Here is a 17,430-nt window from a genome sequence, read left to right on the forward strand (position 1 = left end):
CGCGAAAGCCGCGCAGTTTAGGGGGAAGGGAACGCGGCTGGCAACGCGGCGGGACGCGCCGCCGGGGCGGCGCTTGGCGCGGGGCTTCCCAACCGCTCAAACCGCCCACATGCGGGCGATTTCCTCGGCGGGCGCGGGCCGGCCATAGAGGAAGCCCTGCGCCTCCCCGCAGCCCTCGGCCAGCAGTTCGTCGCGCTGCCGTTCGGTTTCCACCCCCTTGGCGATGATGCCCAGGCCCAGGGTACGGCCAACGGCGACGGCGGCGCGGGTCAGGCCGGAACCCGTCGCCCTGGCTTCGCCCAGCACGCCCCGGTCCAGTTTCAGGCATCGCACCGGCAGGCTCGCCAGCAGCATCAGCGAGGTCTGGCCGGTGCCGAAATTGTCGATGGCGACCGCGACCCCCAACTGGCTCAAAGCGTCCAGGGCTTCGGTCAACTCCCGGTCCCGGACCGCCAACGCGGTTTCGGGGATATCGATTTCCAAACCGGCGGCGGGCAGGCCGGTTTCCTCCAGTATCCGGCGCACCGTGGTGCCGAAATCCGGGCACCGCAGATGCGACTCCGCCACATTGACGGTGATATGCCCGAAGTTGAACCCCGAATCCAACCAGCGCCGCCCCTGGGCGCAGGCCCGGCGCAACACCCAACGGTCCAATTCGGCCATGAAGCCGCCGCGCTCGGCGGTGGGGAGGATGCCATCGGGGGCGATCAAGCCGCGCTCGCCATGCTGCCAGCGCACCATGGCCTCGATCCCGACCACCCGGCCCCCTTCGATTTCCACCTGGGGCTGATAGCACAGGCTCAATTCATCGCGCTCGATGGCCCGGCGCAACTGGCTTTCGAGGCCCGCCGCCGCGGCTTCGCGCTCGAACCAAGCCCCGGCCCCGTACCAAACGGACTCGGCGACGGGCATCCCCGATACCAAGGCCAGATAGCGGGCGGGCGCACCCCGCTCCGGTTCCACCGGGCCGACCCGGAGTTCGCGGGAATGCAGGCTGCCATTGCGGCCCTGGTGCAAGACCGTCCCGCGCCAGTCCCGCCCGGCGGCCACGGCTTCCCGCAAGGCGCGGAACAAGGGCGCGGCGGGACCGTGGTCCACCCAAACCGCCAAGTCGGAACCCAGCAAGGCTTGCTCGCCGCAACCGACGATCTCGCAAAACGCCCGGTTGGCCTCGGCGATTTCCCCCGCCGCCGAAATCACCAACACCCCCTCGGCGGACTGTTCCATCAACGCCCCCCACAGCCGGTCGCGCTCCTCGTGGCGCAGCGTCCCGCCCAGATCGCGGATTTTGAACAGCCTTCCGGTCGCCGCCAGCCCGTCGAGTTCGAGCGGGCCGCTGCCGAGCAGCACGGGAATCCCGAAGGGGTTGCGCGGGTCCTGGGCGGCGAGGACCAGATCGCCGGCCCGGCGTTTCAACCAAAAACGCGGGATCGGCTGGACATTGCGCCCGTTCAGGACCGCCTCCAAGGGACGGCCCAGGATTTCCGCCCTATCGCGCCGGAGCAGGCCGGCCAAGGCCCGGTTGGCGCGGACCACCCGGCCCGCGCCATCGAGGACCGCCACGGCGTCCTCCCCGGCATCGGCGATGGCCCGCCATTCCAACCCCTCCCTGATGGCGTGGAGCGGCACGGGCCCGGCCTGTTCCCCCCCCAAGCCACGCAGGAGGTCGTGACGGCTCAGAAGGCCCGCGATCCGGCCCAGGCCGTCCACCATCACCAAGCGCCGCACGCCCGGTTCCCGCAAGGCCGCGAACGCCGCCGCCGCCGCCCCATCGACCGGGAACACCGGTACCTCCCGCCCCATGCGGACACTGGCCGGGATTGCCGCCAAGTCCACGCCGTATTGGATCAAGGGCGCGATATCCATGTCGCTCAACACACCCACCGGCTTGCCGCGCCGCTCCACCACCACGCAGCCGATGGCGTGGCGGGCCATGTGCCGGATCGCCAGCAGCAGGCTATCGGTTTCCTTGACCGTGACCACGGCGCGGCTCATGGCCTGTTCCGGTACCGGCAAGCAGCCGGGGAGCGCGTCCACCAAGCCCGCCCAGCAATCGTCCAGGCCGATCAATCCCGCGCAACGGCCCTCGGCGTCCACCACCGCCCGATGACAGATGCCCTGCTCTACCATGGCGGCATAGGCCGTGGCCCAATCCTCCCGCGCCCCGGCGACCGGCACCGGGGCATACATCAATTCGGCGACGGCCACCTCGGGCAGGTTGCGGTAGCGCAGCGCGGCGAACACGCATTCCCGCACCGTCACCAAGCCCAACAGCCGCCCGCCCCGCGCCACCAAGGCCGCGCCCCCGCCGCCCGCCCGCACGCTACGCAACACCTCCGCCACCGGGGTTTCCGGCTCCACCGTCAACGCCTCCGGACAGGCCGCCTGTTCCGCCGTTCTTATCATCATGGCCTCGCTTGGTTCACGCCATTCCTGGAATGGCCCATGCCCCATATCGTAAATATCGAATATCCGCGCACCATTGATTTTCATCACAGTTTCGCCGGTCCAGAGCGTAATCCAAACAATACAAGATGAAAAGCGCCGCCCGGCACCGCCCGGTGCGCCCGGCCTTTGCGATACAAGAATTGCTTTGAAATCAAGAGGCCATGGCCGCCAGGCGAGCGGGATGGGACTGGCGACAGGTTTTGGAACGCCGGTGGGAAAAGAGCGTATTCACAGAATCCAGCGGCGGCGGCTCAAGCCCGTCGCCGGGCTTCGAGCCGCCGGACGAATTCGCCGACCAGGCGGTCGTACAGTTGGTCGCCCAGGATTTGATCCTCGATCCCGGCGTCGAGGTTGGGATTGTCGTTGATCTCGATCACATAGACGCCGCGCCCGTCTTGCTTCACATCGACGCCGTACAGGCCATCGCCGATCAATTTGGCGATGCCCAGGGCGGCGTCCAGCACGGACGCCGGCACGGATGCCACCGCCAGGGTCTTGAACCCGCCTTCCACCGCCCGGCCCGAAGCCTCGTGCCTGACCACCTGCCAATGCGCCCGCGACATGAAATATTGGCAGGCGTACAAGGGCTGCCCGTTCAAGACGCCGATGCGCCAATCGAACTGGGTGTACAAGAATTCCTGGGCCAGGATCAAATCGGATTCCTTGAACAGCTTCTGGGTCAAGTCCTGGAACTGGCGGGGGTCGTCGGCCTTGAACACCCCGCGCGAGAACGAACCATCCGGGATTTTCAGCACCAGCGGGAAACCCAGTCCCTCGCCCAGCTTGGCGAGGTCGGGGTCGCCCTTTTGCAGGATGCGGGTTTGGGGGGCGGGGATGCGGTGGGCCGCCATCAACTCGGCCAGATAGACCTTGTTGGTGCATTTCAGGATGGAATCGGGGTCGTCGATCACCACCAGCCCCTCGATCTGGGCCTTGCGGGCGAAACGGTAGGTGTGGTGGTCGATGGCGGTGGTTTCGCGGATGAACAAGGCGTCGTATTCGGCCAGGCGCTCGTAATCGCGCTTCTCGATCAGTTCCACGTCCACCCCCTGCCTCTTGCCGGCCTTGGCGAATTTTTGCAGGGCCAGGGCGTTGGAAGGCGGCATCTTCTCGGCGGGATTGCGCAGGATCGCCAAATCCCAGCGGCAAGCGTTGCGGGGACGCAAGGCCCGCCATGGCTTGGCGAGATAGCCGTTCAGCGCGTCGATGAAGAAGGGGCGGTGCGGGCCGGAGGCCATGCCGTTCAAGGGCAGCGCCTTCACGGTGTCGATCGCCCATTTGCCGTGGTAGCGGAATTCCACCTTGAGCAGCGGACAGGGGAAGAGATCGAAAATCTGCCGCGCCAAATCCTGCAAGGCCGGGTCCGCGCCGCGCCCGAAGAAGATGGGCAGCTCGAACTCGTCGCCCGGCCCCGCCGACCGCTTCTTGAGGCTGCGCTGGATCAAGCCATCCAGGTCTTCGGCGTTGAGGCTGTAGATCGATTTGCTGCTGAGGCTGGTCAAGGTCCGCACCGAGGGCAACACCCGGTGGCTGCGGGCCTCGGCCAGCAGCGAACAGTGATAGCCGGTGCTGAGATAGCGGTAGCTCCGGCACAGGTTGATGACCCGCAAGTCCTTGGCCTTGAGATATTCCGGCTTGGACAGGTAATCCCGCGCCGTCACCACCCGGACCTTGGGATAATCGGGCTGCCAATCCTTGAGGCTTTCGACGACGACGAGGTGTAGGGCCATGCTAATGGCGGCGGCGCTTGCCCGGTTTTTTCAAGATCAACACCGCCTTCTGCCCGGTCTTGCCATAGCGGGCCATGCGCTGGAAATCCTTTTTCAGGATGGGCAGGTTCACGCAGTCGGTCAGGGTCTTGCCCGCCTCGGTATCGACATAGGGATCGTGCAGATAGAAATAGAGTTCGTCGTAGCCTGTGACCACGATCCAGTGTGGGAATTTTTCTTGGTAAAGACGATAAGAACTAATCAGTACCACCGGGATGCCGCCCCGCTCCATCTGCTCCTGCAATTCCATGACGTTCAGGGCGCTGTGGACGATCCGCACCGGCAGGGTCCGCAATTCCTCCAGGAAATCCTCCTGCACCACCTGCATCACCTCGCGCTTCTCCGGGTCGCGCACCGAGGTGATGAACAAGGCGCCGTCGTCGTTGACATAGACCTCGACCTCGAAACCGCGGTGGTAGGCCGACAGCGCCATGCCATACGGCCCGCAGCCGCCGTGCCCCGAAGTCATGAACACCGTGGTGGCCTCGCGCCAGATGCGCAGTTCCAGCTTGCGGCTCAGTTCCAACTCGGGCTGCAAGGCTTTCATGCCCATCATCAACGAAGCGGGGCCGCAGGTGAAATCCAGGGTCTGCTGGTAATACGGCACGCGGGCCAGTTCCGGGTTGAGGTGCGGGGCCAGGGTTTTCTCGAAGCGCAAGGCCGAGGCGTGGTCCTCGTAATAATCCGGCACGATTTCCAGATAACGGTAGCCGAGTTTTTCGAACAGCTTGAGCGAGGCCGGATTATCGCGCCGCACTTCCAGGCGCAGGGCGATGCATTCGCGCTCCAAGGCCAGGGCTTCGCAGCGCTGCACCAAGGCGGCCCCGATGCCGCGCCGCAACCAAGCCGGATCGACGGCATAGGAATAAAGGCGGGCCAGCGAGGTGCCGGTGTGAAACAAGGTCGTGGCATAACCGCACACCGCGCCCCCTTGCTCGTAGACCAGGGTGGCGGCATTGGCCTTGGTCAGCAGGTAGCGGAAATTGCGCCGGGAAATCCGGTCGGTCTCGAAGCTGGTGTTCTCGATGCGGACCAGGGTTTCCAGGTCTTCCAGACGGGCGGGACGGATCATTCGGCACCGCGCTCCCGCTCCCCGGCCAGCCATTCCACCCGCCAGCGGCCTTGCCGCCCGACCGCGAGCCGCTCCCACAGCCAGGGCAAAGCGGCCCGCAATTGCTCCTCCAATTGCCAGGGTGGATTGATGACGATCATGCCGCTGCCGTTGAGGCGGAACGGCGCGTCCGGCAACACCGAGAATTCCGCCAGCAGCACCTTGGGAATCTCCAGCTTTTTGAAGCGGCGCAGGAAATCGTCCGCCGTGGCGCGGTCCTGGATCGGATACCAAATGGCGTAGATGCCGGTGGCCCAGCGCTTGTAGCCTTCCTTCACCGCTTGCAACAAGCGCTTGCGCTCGTCCTTGAGTTCGTAGGCCGGGTCGATATGGACCAAGCCACGGCGTTCGGGTGGCGGCAGCAGGGCTTTCAAACCTTGGTAGCCGTCCAGATGCTCGACCCGGACTTGGCGGTCGCCCGCGAATTCGGCCTCCAAGAGATGGACTTCGTTGGGATGGAGTTCGCACAGGGCCATGCGGTCCGGGTCGCGCAGCCAGGGCCGGACGATGCGCGGCGAACCCGGATACCAGCGCAGTTCCCGGCCCGGATTGGTGGCGCGGACGGCGTCGAGGTATTCGCGGACCCCGGCGGGCGGATTGGGCTCGTCCCATAGCCGCGAGATGCCGGTTTCGTGTTCGCGGTTCTTGCGGGCCATCTCCGCATGGAGGTTGTAGCGGCCAGCCCCGGCATGGGTGTCGAGGTAGAAAAACGGCTTGTCCTTGTGGAGCAAGGCCCGCACCAGGCAGCACAGGGCGAGGTGTTTGAAGACATCGGCGTGGTTGCCGGCATGGAAGGCGTGGCGGTAACTGAGCATGGGCGGGTGTCGGCGACAGGGGAAACACGCTTTCGACGCGGTTCCTGTGGTAAAAAACGCCGCATTATAACGCCGGGGCGGACGATCCGCCGTCCGGCCCCGATTCCGCTTGGACCGCGCCCATATCCATGAATCCCTTCCTGTACAAAGCCCATCCCCTGCTCCACCGGCTGATTTCCCTATTGCTCGACCCCGCCGGCACCACCCCGGCGGACGCGCTGGCCCTGGCCGCCCTGATGTTCGGACTCAACCTGCTATGGGTGCCGGCCTTGCTATGGGCGGCGCTGAAAACCGACAGGCTCCGGCTGTCCCTGCCGCTGGCCTATGGTTTGGCCCTGCCCGCCTGCTCGCTGTATACGCCCATGCTGTTGACCGTGGTCGGCGACGTGGCCGCCCATGGTTTCAGGTTCCAGGAGCGCTTCCTGCTGGTGTTCGCGCTGTTCGTGGTGTCGCAGACCCTGGCGGGGCTTTATGCCTTCGCCCTGCGCCACCGGCCCAGCGGCTATCCCGCCGGCCTGATGGCGGGCGAAACCATCGCGCTGTTCATGCTGTTGTATTCGCTGGTGATGGCGGCGGGTTTGCTGGGGCTGGACGCGGTGTTCGGGATTTTCCGGGGGCTGTAGGGCGGAACCCGCCCGGTTATGCGGATTGGCGGGGTGGCGGCGGTGTAGGCTGCTGTTCCACCCGCTCCAGCGCCGGGTCGAGGCAAGCCCAGCCAGGGGCGCTCGCGGCCCAAATATTCATGCCGGGACGGAGCGACGACGGATCGTCCAGGTTGCCGATACGCACCACCCGGAATTGGGGCCGGCCTGAGGATTGCGCGAAGAGCTGCGTACCGCAAGCCGGGCAAAACTGGCGTGTGACCGTGTTGCCGCTATCGGCCTGCTTGGTATATGCCGAGAGCGTCCCCGCGACCACCAGCGCCTCGGCGGGCACCATGGCGTTCACGCTGCCATTCGCGGCGAGGTGCTGGCAATCGCGGCACCAGCAAACCCGGACCGCCAGGGGTTCGCCCACCAGCGTGAAGGTGACGGCACCGCATAGGCAGCGCCCGGTTCTTTCGATCATTCAAAACCTCCTTTCGGTTAAACCAGACATCGACCCAACCCGGATGGATGGCGGCGGAATCCGGGGCATTGGGGTTTTCCAGCGGCCTATCTTCTCCCATCCCAAGGGTTTTATCTTAACCCCTCACAAAACGTGCTTTAGAAAAGCGATGCCAACCCCCAAAAAACCCAAGGTCGTAATCACAAAACTGGCTGCCGTATAAATCTTCCAGTGGGTCTTGTTCCAAAAATCCGGGTCAAACGCGGCGATGACAAAAACCGTGGGGTTGGCGAAACCGCCAATCGCCACACACCAGCACGCGAACACGGGCAAATCGACGCCCGCGCCGTAAAAGGCCAAATTAAACAGCGCCATCAGGGCATAATCGACGTGCGCCCTAATCATGGTTTTATAATCGACCAAGAATTTTTTATCTATGCCCTCTATCGGAAACCACCGGGCAAAGGTCATCAGCCACGCCGACGTGATTAATGCGGCCATACACAGCACCGCGCCCACCAATAAAATTGCCATCAATCCGCCCTTTTAATTAGAGTTTATCCAAACCATGAACCACCGACCGATTCGGCAAGATCACCGCCGCTCTTCCAACACCCGCGCCGGACTATTGAACGCCAAGCCCTGGTTATAGGTGCTGTTCACCATCAAGGCTTCGACCACCGGCGCGGACACCGGCGCGTCGCTTTCCCATTCCACCAGGAAGCTGGCGCTGATGCCACCGCTCCGGTCCGATTCCTTGACGATGGCCTCGGTGGACGCCATCGGCCTGAGGGTCTCGGCCTGCCGGAGATAGGCGCGCACCAAACTCCCGGTGGCACCGTAATAATCGATGCGCTTCAAGCGGATGGCATGGCCGCGGTCGGTGTTGCGCAGGCTCAAGGTGGCGGTCAAATTCAAATTCAAGCCCTTGTCGCCATAGGGCACTTCGGAATACACCGGCACATACAGCAACTGCCCCCGCACCATGGCCGGAGCCTCGGCCCCCGCCGACAGCGGCGCGGCCAATACCACCCAGGCCACGGCGGGCCGGAACCAGCTAGGCATCTTCATCGCGACCTCCAAAACCGGGAAAACCCGCACCATCACGGCACCAAACCGCCGATTTGCCGGAAGCGCTCGCGCACGCCGGGCAAATGGCGGCGGCTGACCTCCAACAATTCCGCCACGCCGACCAAACGCATCCCCATGCCGCCCTCGGGCAGCTTGTGCAAACCCTCGACCCGGTCCACCGCCACCAGGGCGTTGCGGTGGATGCGGATGAAACTCTCGCCGAACTCCCGTTCCAAGGACACCAGCGAATCGTCCAGCAAAGCCTCGCCCTCGTCGAAGCGCACCGTGGTGTATTTGTTGTCGGCCCGGAAATAGGCCACCGCCGCCAAGGGCACCAAGCGCAATTCGCCATGGCGGTAGACGCACAAATGCCTGCGGGCGGGCCGGCGCTCGGGCGGCAGGGCTTCGGCCAGCTTGCTCCAGGCTTCGCCGGTGAAGCGCTTGGCCTTGGACAGGGCGGCTTCCAGGCGCTGTTTGCGCACCGGCTTCAACAAATAATCGATGGCGCTCAGCTCGAAGGCGTCCACCGCGTAATCGTCGTGGGCGGTGGCGAACACCACGGCGGGCGGCTCGGCCAGCTTGGAGATTTCCCGCGCCGTGGCGATGCCGTCGAGCCGGGGCATCAGGATATCCAGGAACACCAGGTCGGGCGCGGCCTTGGCGATCAAGCGCAATGCCTCGCCGCCATCGCCGGCCTCGCCGACGATTTCGGTGGCGGGGTCGATTTCCGCGAGCAGGCCGCGCAGCCGGTCGCGGGCCGAGGGTTCGTCGTCAACGAGGAGGATTTTCATGTCCCGCACCTTGGTAGGGAATGACGATGCGCACTTGATACCGGCCATCGGCTTGGCTGGTATACAAACGGGCGCGGTTGGGGAAACAGCTTTCCAAACGGGCCTGTAGGTTCTCCAGGGCCACGCCGTTGCCGGGCCGGGAGCGGCGGACCACCTCTTCCGGCAAGCTGTTGAGGATGCTCAGCACCAAGCTGCCACGGGCCAAACGGCCCTGGATTTCGATTTTGCCGCCATTCAGGGCGGGTTCGATACCGTAGCGGATGGCGTTCTCGACCAAGGGTTGCAGGCTCAGGGGCGGCAGCAAGGCGTCGCCCGGCGCCTGCCGCATATCCCAGGCGACCTTGAGCCTCGGTCCCAGCCGGTATTGTTCTATCCCTAGATACTGGCGGGTCAGGGCGATTTCCTCCGACAGCGGCACCAGCTTGCCGGTTTTCTTGAGGATGGCCCGGAACACCTCGGCCAAATCCAACAGCAATTCCTCGGCGGTGGCCGGTTCCTTGCGGATCAGGCTGGCGATGGTATTGAGGCTGTTGAACAAAAAATGCGGCTGGACCCGCGCTTGCAGGGCGTCGAGCCGGGCGATGGATTCGGCCCGGATTTGCGAGCGCCAGCGCGATTGCACATATTGGTGGCGCAACCAAGCCAGGGTGACCAGGGCGCTGATGGCGAGGATGCGCCCATAGAACGCCCAGGGTTCCAGCCCGGTGCCCTCGGGATAGCCGATCCGCGCCAGCCCGGCCTGGGCCACGCCGCCGACCGCCAGCGTCACCAGCAATACCGTGGCGAAGGCCGCGGCCCCCGCCCGGAACGCCCGCCACGCCCCCAGCCAGCGCCGCATCGCGCACAACAAGGCCGCGCTCAGCCAGGCGATCCAGGCGATGAACAAACCGCGCAGCCCCACCTCGGTGAGGAAATCGTAGCGCGGCGAAAAATCGGCCAGGGCCAGCACGAAGGCCAGCAACAAACTGCCCAGGATCAGCATGAAGGCCGTGGTCAGGGAACAGAAATCGGGCAGGAACGCTTCGGGGGTTTTCATCTCCGCCGCCTTGGGCCTCGGGGTGGACACAGACAGCGGGAGGCTCCAACAAATATGGGCCGGCTGTCAATCAATATGAACGGTCCCGTTCCGGGACACAGCCTCAACCGGGGGCGCGCAGGCGCCATGCGGTCTCGCCCAGGGCGGTCAAGCCCCGCGCCCGGAGCGCCGGACTATCGGCCAGGGCATCGAGGACTTCGAGCGCGTCGATGGCGCGGCGCGGACCGTACAGGCGTTCGACCTGCGCCGCCGGGGTGGAGAATGGCGGTCCCTGCATTTCCCCGGCGGGATAGTCCAAGGCGATCAGCAGGATGGGCGCGGCCGCCGGGACCAGGGCCAGTAGATGCTCGGCGTAGGCGGGCTGGCGCTCGGGCGGCAGGGCGATCAGCGAGGCGCGGTCGTACACCGCGCCGATGGCGGGCAGGTCGGCGGGGGTGAGCGCGAACAAATCGCCCTGGTACAAAGTGATGCCCCCGGCCTCGAACACCCGCAGCGGGCCGCGCTCGGCGACGCGGGGTTCCAGGCCGTTCTCGGCGAAGAACTGCCCGACCGCCAGGGCGCTGAGTTCCACCCCCACCACGGGATGGCCCAAGCGCCGCAGATACACGAGGTCCAGGCTCTTGCCGCACAGGGGCACGAACACGGCACACCCCGCCGGGGCGTCCAGGGCGGACCAATGGCGTTCCAACAAGGGGTTGACGCCGTCGAGATGGAAGCCGATTTCCTGGTTTTGCCAGCGGTCTAGCCAGAATTGTGGGTCCATGGGGTTGATCTCCAAAGTTCGGGGGACGGACGGGGCGTATCGGCAGCAAGTTTCAGCTTACTGTGCCGAGCAATAATACAAAACCCCCGTGGGAACTGTTTCATATTCAAAACTTCCAAAACCAGTGCCGCGCTTCGATCCGAGGAATATCAAAAGCCAAATCCGCTTAAACCGCTAATATATATAAAACCGACCCCTTTGGTTATAAGCTCGCGGCTACCGGCCCAGGCCGATGGCCGTTCCGCCGCGCAGGTCCACCCGCTTCCCATGCCAATAGCCCGCTCACCCGCCATGCCACCCCCACCCCATCCCCCAACCTTGGAGACTTGCCGCCCGACCCTGGGCATCGCCCTGGTCATCGCGCTGGCCTTCGCCGTCTTCGCCCTGCTGAGCCACACCTGGGTTTCCCGGCTCGGCCAGGATTGGTACGACTATCACCACAACGCCCTGCGCGCCGCCCGGCAGTTGGAGAAAATCCGCACCGCCTGGGATTACGGGGGGTTCGTCCACCACTTCAAGGAGTGGATCCTCCACCGCGATCCCGGCGATTACGACCGGGCCGGGGCCGCCTTGCAAGCGCTCTACGCCGCCATCGACGGCTACGACCGGCTCAAGCCCGATGCGGAGGAACGCGCCGACCTGGACCAACTCCGCATCGGCGTGGACCAGTACGCCGCCCGCCACCGCCGCTCGGGCCTGCCGGAAAACCGCGGACTCCCGCCGCCCGAACTCGCCCAGCGGGTGGGCGTGCCGGACCGGGACCCGCTCGGCGCGGCCATCGCCCGGCTCCAAACCCACATGGACGACCAAGCCACCCGCCAGGATGCCAAGCTGGCCCACAGCCTGGACCGCCTGGGCACCTTGATCGCGGCGGGACTCGGCTTCCTGCCCGCCTTCCTCCTGGGGGGCTTCTCGCTGGCGCGGTCCCAGCAACGCTCGGCGCAACTGGCCGAGAACCTGCGGAATTCCGCCCAGCGCCTCGCCGAGAGCGCGCGCACCTTCCGCCACCTGGCCCAATTCTCCCCGGTCGGCATTTTCCGTTGCGATGCCGGAGGGGATTGCGTCTATGTCAACGAGCGGCTGGCGCAGATGACGGGCCGGGCCGGCGACACCCCGCCCGCGGGGCTGGATTGGCTGGGCGACCCCCACCCCGAGGACTGCGGGCGGGTGCTGGCGAATTGGGCCGGGGCGTTGGCGGCGGACGGCGAGTTCCGGGAGGAATACCGCTTGCTGCGGGCCGATGGCGGCATCGCCTGGGTCATCGCCGAGGCCCGCCCCGAGCGCGACGACACCGGCGCGGTGGCCGGCTATATCGGCACCTGCACCGAAATCACCGAATCCCGCCACATGCAAATCTGGCACGAACATTTCTTCGCGCTATCGCCCGATCTCCTTTGCATCGCCGGCCTGGACGGCTATTTCCGCGAACTCAGCGCCTCCTGGAACAGCACCCTGGGCTGGACGGCGGAGGACCTCCGCGCCCGGCCCTGGCTGGACTTCGTCCACCCGGACGACCGCGCCGCCTCCGAGAACGCCCGGCTGCGCCTGGTGAAAGGGCGACGGGTACACGCCTTCGAGAACCGCTACCGCACCCGCGAGGGCGGCTACCGCTGGCTCAGCTGGCATTCGCTGCCGCTGCCTGAAGAAGGCATCTGCTACGCCGTGGCCCGCGATATCACCGAGCAAAAGCGGGCGGAGGACGATATCCGCCGCCTCAACGAGAACCTGGAACGGCGCGTGGTGAAACGCACCGCCGAACTGGCGGCGGTCAACGCCGCCCTGCGCGTCAGCGAGGCCCGCTTGCAGGCCATCCTCGACAACACCCGCACCGTGGTCTTCCTCAAGGATTTGAATGGGCGCTACCTGCTCGCCAACCGGCGCTACCTGAAGCTGTTCCAACTGGCCCCGGACCAAGTGCTGGGCAAAACCGACCAAGATTTGTTCCCCACGGCCACCACCGCCCATGTCCAGGCCAACGACCTGGCGGTGGCGCGGAACGGGGTGCCGATGGAATTCGAGGAGACCGTGCCCACCCCGGACGGCGTGCCGCGCATCTACATCAGCATCAAATTCCCCTTGCGGGACGAGCAAGGCCAAATCTACGCCGTGGGTGGCCTCGCCACCGATATCACCGAGCGCAAAATGGCCGAGGCGGCGCTCCAGGCCAGCGAGGCACGGTTGCGGCTGTTCCTCGAACACGCGCCCGCTTCCATCGCCATGTTCGACCGCAAGATGCGCTATCTGGCGACCAGCCGCCGCTGGATGACCGACTACGGCCTGGGCGACCGCGATATTACCGGACTCTCCTACTACGAGGTCTTCCCCGACATCCCCGAGCGCTGGAAGGATATCCACCGCCGCGGCCTGGCGGGCGAGGTGCTGCGTTCGGAGGAGGACCGCTTCGAGCGTTGGAACGGGGAGGTGCTGTGGTTGCGCTGGGAAATCCAGCCCTGGTACGACGGCGGCGACACCCCGGCCGGCCTCGTGGTTTCCAGCGAGGATATCAGCGGGCGCAAACGCGCCGAGCGCGAACTGCGCCTGAGCGAGGAACGGCTGAAACTCGGCATGGAAGTGGCGGGCGTGGCGCTGGCCGAGATCGACTACGCCACCGGCCTGTGCCATCTCTCCGCCGAGGCCGCGCACCTGTTCGGCCTGGGCCTGGAACCCACCATCCTGTCGCGTGCGGCGCTACACACGGTGTTCCATTCCGACGACCAGGCCGAACTGATGGACCATATCGCGGCCTGCCTCGATCCCGGCGGACCGGGCTGGTTCGCCATGGAACACCGGGTGGTCTGGCCCGATGGCTCGGTGCGCTGGCTCAGGGTGCGCAAGCAGGTGTTCTTCGCGGACGAGGGCGCGGCCCGCAAGCCGGTCCGGGCCATGTTGGCGGTGCTGGACGTGACGGTGGAAAAAGCCGCCACCGCCGCCGTGGCCGCGAGCGAGGCTTTTGTGCGCGGCGTGCTGGACTCCCTGCCGCAACAGGTGGTGGTGCTGGACGAAACCGGCGAGGTCCGCGCCGTCAACGAACCTTGGCTCGATTTCGCCAATGCCCATGGTACCCCGGAAAGCGCCGTGTCGACGGGCGTGAACTACCTCGAGGTATGCCGCCGCGCCGCCGCCGAGGGCGACGCCTACGCCCAGGAAGCCCTGGACGCCCTGCAAGACCTGCTGGCCGGGCGGCGCGAACGCTGCGTGCTGGAATATCCCTGCGTCGGACCGGAGCGCGAGCAATGGTTCCTGCTGCAAGCCCGGCGGCTGCTGTATGGCCGTCCCGGACTCATCCTCAGCCATATCGACATCTCCGAGCGCAAACAGGCCGAGGAAGCGCTCCGCAACCAGGAGGAACGCATCCGCACCGTGTTCGAGCATGTGGTGGACGCCATCATCACCATCGATTCGCATGGCCTGATCCATTCCTTCAACCCCGCCGCCGAGCGGATTTTCGGCTACCGCGCCGGGGAAGTCCTGGGCCGCAACGTCGGCCTGTTGATGCCGGAAGCACAGGCCGACGCCCATGATGGCTATCTCAAGCGCTACCTGGACACCGGCGAGGCCCGCATCATCGGCCTGGGCCGCGAGGTGCTGGCCCGGCACCGGGACGGCCACGAACTGCCCTGCGACCTCGCGATCAGCGAGTTCCACATGGGCGGCGAGCGCTATTTCACCGGCGTCCTGCGCGATATCACCGAGCGCAAGGCCATGCTGGCCGCCCTGGCCCAGGCCAAGGAGGAAGCCGAGCAGGCCAACCGGGCCAAGTCGCTGTTCCTCGCCAACATGAGCCACGAAATCCGCACCCCCATGAACGCCATCATGGGCATGACGGCGCTCTGCCTCGCGGCCAATCCCAGCGAGCAACAGCGCAACTACCTCACCAAGATCGGCAGCGCCTCCGAATCCCTGCTGCATGTCATCAACGACATCCTGGATTTCTCGAAGATCGAGGCGGGCAAGCTGGACATGGTGGAGGAACCTTTCATCCTCGCCGCCGTATTCGAGGGGCTGGCCTCGATGCTGGGGGCCAAGGCCCAGGAACGGGGCTTGGAATTGGTGTTCCACATCGCCCCCGGATTCGATCAAACCCTGGTCGGCGATGCCCACCGGCTCAACCAAGTGCTGGTCAACCTGGTGGGCAACGCCATCAAATTCTCCCGCCAGGGCCAGGTGCGGGTGGATGTGGACGAGGTGGCCCGCGGGGACGGGCGTATCACCCTGGCCTTCGCGGTGCGCGACCAGGGCATCGGCATTGCCGCCGCAACCCAGGCCCGGCTGTTCCAGCCGTTCAGCCAGGCCGACGCCTCGACCACCCGCGGCTTCGGCGGCACCGGGCTGGGGCTGGCCATCAGCAAGCGGCTGGTGGAGATGATGGGCGGCGGGATCGAGGTCGAAAGCGCACCGCGCCGGGGCAGCCTGTTCCGCTTCACCGCCTGTTTCCTGCTGGGTGGCCCGGTCCCCGCCCGCCTCCCGCCGCCCTTGTTCGCCCAAACCCCGGAAGGCGCGGCCCTGGATCAAAGACGCGGCGCGGACATCCTGGTGGTGGAGGACGCCGAACTGAACCAGGAAGTCATGCGCGAGCTCTTGGAGCGGGCCGGTTTCAAGGTGCGGCTGGCCGTCAACGGCAAGGAAGCCTTGCGGGCCGTGGCGGAAGCGGTGCCGGATTGCGTGCTGATGGATTGCCAGATGCCGGTGATGGACGGCTTCGAGGCCACCCGGCGGCTGCGGGCGGAAGGCTACGCGGACCTGCCCATCGTCGCGCTGACCGCCAACGCCATGGCGGGCGACCGCGAGCGCTGCATCGCCGCCGGGATGAATGGCTTCGTGACCAAGCCGGTCAACCTGGCCGAACTGCTGGACACCCTGGTCCGCTGGGTGAAACCGCGCGCCGCGCCGCCGCCCGCCCAGTCTCCCGCCGCGCCGGGGGGGCCACCCCTGCCGGAGTTGCCGGGCATCGACACCGGGCGGGGCTTGGCGCGGATAGCGGGCCGCCTGGTGGTCTACGTCAAGCTGTTGCGGCGCTTCCGCGACCAGCACGGCCCGGAATTCCGCGCCGACTTCCAGGCGGCGCGGCGGCGGGGCGATTGGACGGAACTGGGCCGTTTGGCCCACACCCTCAAGGGCGCGGCCCTGACCCTGGGCATCACGGAACTGGGCGGCTGGGCGGCCCGCCTGGAGAAAGCCATCCGGGCCGGCCAGGCGGAACTGGCCGCGCAATGCCTGGACCCGTTGGAACAGAGCCTGGAAACCGCGCTGGCCGGGCTGGCCCGGCTCGAAGACTGGAAAGAGGCCGGGCCGCCCCCTCCCGCCACCACCAACCCGGCGGAATGGGCGGGGCTCTGCCGGGAATTGGAACACCTGCTGGAAGAGCATGACACGGCGGCCCTCGAAACCGTGGCCGCGCTCGAACAAGCCATGCGCGGCAGCGGCTTCCAAACCGAGATCGCCGCCATCGCCCACTTGATCGCACGCTATGCTTTCATGGAGGCACGGGAACGGCTGACGCGCCTCATCCCCCTCCTCCCCGGTCCTGGAAACATCCTATGAACAAGCCCTCCCTGGAAACCTTGCTCTTGGTGGACGATTCCCCGCAAATCATCGATGTGCTGGGAGAAATCCTGCGCCCCCGCTACCGGGTCAAATTCGCCACCAACGGGCCCGACGCCCTCGCCCTGGCCCGGAAAGCCCCGCCCAGCCTGATCCTCCTCGACGTGATGATGCAAGGCATCGGCGGCCACGAAGTCTGCCGCCGCCTCAAGGCCGACCCGCGCACCCGCGACGTGCCGGTGATCTTCATCACCGCCAGCGACGCCGCCGCCGACGAACAACTGGGCCTGGAGCTGGGCGCGGTGGACTACCTGCACAAGCCGCTCAATCCGCCCTTGGTGCTACAGCGGGTCCGCATCCACCTGGACCTACACAACCAAAACCTGGCGCTGGAAGCCAAGGTGCGCGAGCGGACCCGGCAGCTAGAGGAAACCCGCATCGAGATCGTGCGCCGCCTGAGCATGGCCGGCGAATACCGCGACAACGAAACCGGGATGCACATCGTCCGTATGAGCCATACCGCGCGGCTGTTGGCCCTGGCGGCGGGCGTGCCGGAACGGCAGGCCGAGGTGCTATACCAAGCCGCGCCGATGCACGATATCGGCAAGATCGGCATTCCCGACCGCATCCTGCTCAAGCCGGGCAAGCTCGACCCGGACGAATGGGAAATCATGAAACGCCACACCCTGATCGGGGCCGAGATCATCGGCCAGCACGATTCGCCGCTGCTGCGCACCGCCCGGCTGGTGGCCCTCACCCACCACGAGAAATGGGATGGCTCGGGCTATCCGCACGGGCTGGCCGGGGAAGATATCCCGCTGGAAGGCCGCATCGTGGCCCTGGCCGATGTCTACGACGCCCTGACCAGCCAACGTCCCTACAAGCAGGCCTGGCCGACCGCCGAGGCGTTCGCCTTCCTCCAAGAGCAGGCGGGGCGGCATTTCGATCCCAAGCTGACCGGCTTGTTCCTGGGGCTGGAAGCGGACATCATGCGCATCAGCGCCACCTACCAAGAAACCTCCGGCCCGTAGCACCGGA

At 66.2% G+C, this 17,430-nt stretch carries 13 protein-coding genes; 3 read left to right on the forward strand and 10 right to left on the reverse strand.

All coding sequences use genetic code 11. From position 1 onward, the window contains the following. Window positions 1-96: 96 nt before the first annotated feature. The 4 genes from K5658_RS02675 to K5658_RS02690 all read right to left on the reverse strand — a co-directional run bounded on the left by K5658_RS02675 (window position 97) and on the right by K5658_RS02690 (window position 6,143). Complete coding sequence (locus K5658_RS02675; protein WP_221065452.1) at window positions 97-2,409, reverse strand: EAL domain-containing protein; 2,313 nt, start codon at window positions 2,407-2,409, stop codon at window positions 97-99. Between the two features lie 290 nt (window positions 2,410-2,699). Then, window positions 2,700-4,178 carry a RimK family protein gene (locus tag K5658_RS02680; protein ID WP_221065453.1) on the reverse strand — a complete coding sequence of 493 codons (1,479 nt, stop codon included), beginning with the start codon at window positions 4,176-4,178 and terminating at the stop codon, window positions 2,700-2,702. Window position 4,179: 1 nt separating this feature from the next. Beyond that, a complete protein-coding gene (locus K5658_RS02685) occupies window positions 4,180-5,289 on the reverse strand; it encodes a GNAT family N-acetyltransferase/peptidase C39 family protein (protein WP_221065454.1) in 1,110 nt (369 codons plus the stop codon). Continuing rightward, on the reverse strand, window positions 5,286-6,143 hold the full coding sequence (locus K5658_RS02690; RefSeq protein WP_221065455.1) for a 23S rRNA (adenine(2030)-N(6))-methyltransferase RlmJ: 858 nt from the start codon (window positions 6,141-6,143) through the stop codon (window positions 5,286-5,288). The genes K5658_RS02685 and K5658_RS02690 overlap by 4 nt, the downstream gene beginning before the upstream one ends. Window positions 6,144-6,271: 128 nt before the next feature. Here K5658_RS02690 and K5658_RS02695 point away from each other — a divergent pair, with 128 nt between their 5' ends. Beyond that, window positions 6,272-6,766, forward strand: a complete 495-nt coding sequence (locus tag K5658_RS02695; protein ID WP_221065456.1) for a hypothetical protein — start codon at window positions 6,272-6,274, stop codon at window positions 6,764-6,766. 16 nt (window positions 6,767-6,782) lie between these two features. Here the strand turns inward: K5658_RS02695 and K5658_RS02700 are convergent, their stop codons facing one another. The 6 genes from K5658_RS02700 to K5658_RS02725 all read right to left on the reverse strand — a co-directional run bounded on the left by K5658_RS02700 (window position 6,783) and on the right by K5658_RS02725 (window position 10,851). Beyond that, entirely contained in the window at window positions 6,783-7,211 is a 429-nt protein-coding gene (locus tag K5658_RS02700) for a GFA family protein (protein ID WP_221065457.1), read from the reverse strand. A gap of 123 nt (window positions 7,212-7,334) precedes the next feature. Further along, on the reverse strand, window positions 7,335-7,724 hold the full coding sequence (locus K5658_RS02705; protein WP_221065458.1) for a hypothetical protein: 390 nt from the start codon (window positions 7,722-7,724) through the stop codon (window positions 7,335-7,337). 60 nt (window positions 7,725-7,784) lie between these two features. Then, complete coding sequence (locus tag K5658_RS02710) at window positions 7,785-8,261, reverse strand: DUF3124 domain-containing protein (RefSeq protein ID WP_221065459.1); 477 nt, start codon at window positions 8,259-8,261, stop codon at window positions 7,785-7,787. A 32-nt stretch (window positions 8,262-8,293) separates the two neighbouring features. Continuing rightward, window positions 8,294-9,052: a LytR/AlgR family response regulator transcription factor gene (locus tag K5658_RS02715; RefSeq protein WP_221065460.1), complete on the reverse strand. Its 759-nt coding sequence runs from the start codon at window positions 9,050-9,052 to the stop codon at window positions 8,294-8,296. After that, on the reverse strand, window positions 9,033-10,088 hold the full coding sequence (locus tag K5658_RS02720; protein ID WP_221065461.1) for a sensor histidine kinase: 1,056 nt from the start codon (window positions 10,086-10,088) through the stop codon (window positions 9,033-9,035). Before K5658_RS02720 ends, K5658_RS02715 begins: the two co-directional genes overlap by 20 nt. A gap of 103 nt (window positions 10,089-10,191) precedes the next feature. Next, entirely contained in the window at window positions 10,192-10,851 is a 660-nt protein-coding gene (locus tag K5658_RS02725; protein WP_221065462.1) for a thiopurine S-methyltransferase, read from the reverse strand. Between the two features lie 291 nt (window positions 10,852-11,142). On the opposite strand from K5658_RS02725, the gene K5658_RS02730 reads away from it, so the two are divergent. Beyond that, window positions 11,143-16,392 carry a PAS domain S-box protein gene (locus tag K5658_RS02730; protein WP_221065463.1) on the forward strand — a complete coding sequence of 1,750 codons (5,250 nt, stop codon included), beginning with the start codon at window positions 11,143-11,145 and terminating at the stop codon, window positions 16,390-16,392. Then, the gene (locus tag K5658_RS02735) at window positions 16,389-17,423 is read left to right on the forward strand and encodes an HD-GYP domain-containing protein (RefSeq protein WP_221065464.1); all 1,035 of its coding nucleotides are present in this window, start codon (window positions 16,389-16,391) and stop codon (window positions 17,421-17,423) included. Before K5658_RS02730 ends, K5658_RS02735 begins: the two co-directional genes overlap by 4 nt. Window positions 17,424-17,430 lie beyond the last annotated feature (7 nt).

It is taken from the genome of Methylomagnum ishizawai (assembly GCF_019670005.1).
Classification (GTDB): domain Bacteria; phylum Pseudomonadota; class Gammaproteobacteria; order Methylococcales; family Methylococcaceae; genus Methylomagnum; species Methylomagnum ishizawai.

What these genes read in the sequence shown, in the direction of transcription:
- K5658_RS02720 (WP_221065461.1), bottom strand. Translation starts at nt 10,088, where the DNA reads ATGAAAACCCCCGAAGCGTTCCTGCCCGATTTCTGTTCCCTGACCACG.
- K5658_RS02685 (WP_221065454.1), bottom strand. Translation starts at nt 5,289, where the DNA reads ATGATCCGTCCCGCCCGTCTGGAAGACCTGGAAACCCTGGTCCGCATC.
- K5658_RS02710 (WP_221065459.1), bottom strand. Translation starts at nt 8,261, where the DNA reads ATGAAGATGCCTAGCTGGTTCCGGCCCGCCGTGGCCTGGGTGGTATTG.
- K5658_RS02675 (WP_221065452.1), bottom strand. Translation starts at nt 2,409, where the DNA reads ATGATGATAAGAACGGCGGAACAGGCGGCCTGTCCGGAGGCGTTGACG.
- K5658_RS02700 (WP_221065457.1), bottom strand. Translation starts at nt 7,211, where the DNA reads ATGATCGAAAGAACCGGGCGCTGCCTATGCGGTGCCGTCACCTTCACG.
- K5658_RS02725 (WP_221065462.1), bottom strand. Translation starts at nt 10,851, where the DNA reads ATGGACCCACAATTCTGGCTAGACCGCTGGCAAAACCAGGAAATCGGC.
- K5658_RS02730 (WP_221065463.1), top strand. Translation starts at nt 11,143, where the DNA reads ATGCCACCCCCACCCCATCCCCCAACCTTGGAGACTTGCCGCCCGACC.
- K5658_RS02690 (WP_221065455.1), bottom strand. Translation starts at nt 6,143, where the DNA reads ATGCTCAGTTACCGCCACGCCTTCCATGCCGGCAACCACGCCGATGTC.
- K5658_RS02735 (WP_221065464.1), top strand. Translation starts at nt 16,389, where the DNA reads ATGAACAAGCCCTCCCTGGAAACCTTGCTCTTGGTGGACGATTCCCCG.
- K5658_RS02705 (WP_221065458.1), bottom strand. Translation starts at nt 7,724, where the DNA reads ATGGCAATTTTATTGGTGGGCGCGGTGCTGTGTATGGCCGCATTAATC.
- K5658_RS02680 (WP_221065453.1), bottom strand. Translation starts at nt 4,178, where the DNA reads ATGGCCCTACACCTCGTCGTCGTCGAAAGCCTCAAGGATTGGCAGCCC.
- K5658_RS02695 (WP_221065456.1), top strand. Translation starts at nt 6,272, where the DNA reads ATGAATCCCTTCCTGTACAAAGCCCATCCCCTGCTCCACCGGCTGATT.
- K5658_RS02715 (WP_221065460.1), bottom strand. Translation starts at nt 9,052, where the DNA reads ATGAAAATCCTCCTCGTTGACGACGAACCCTCGGCCCGCGACCGGCTG.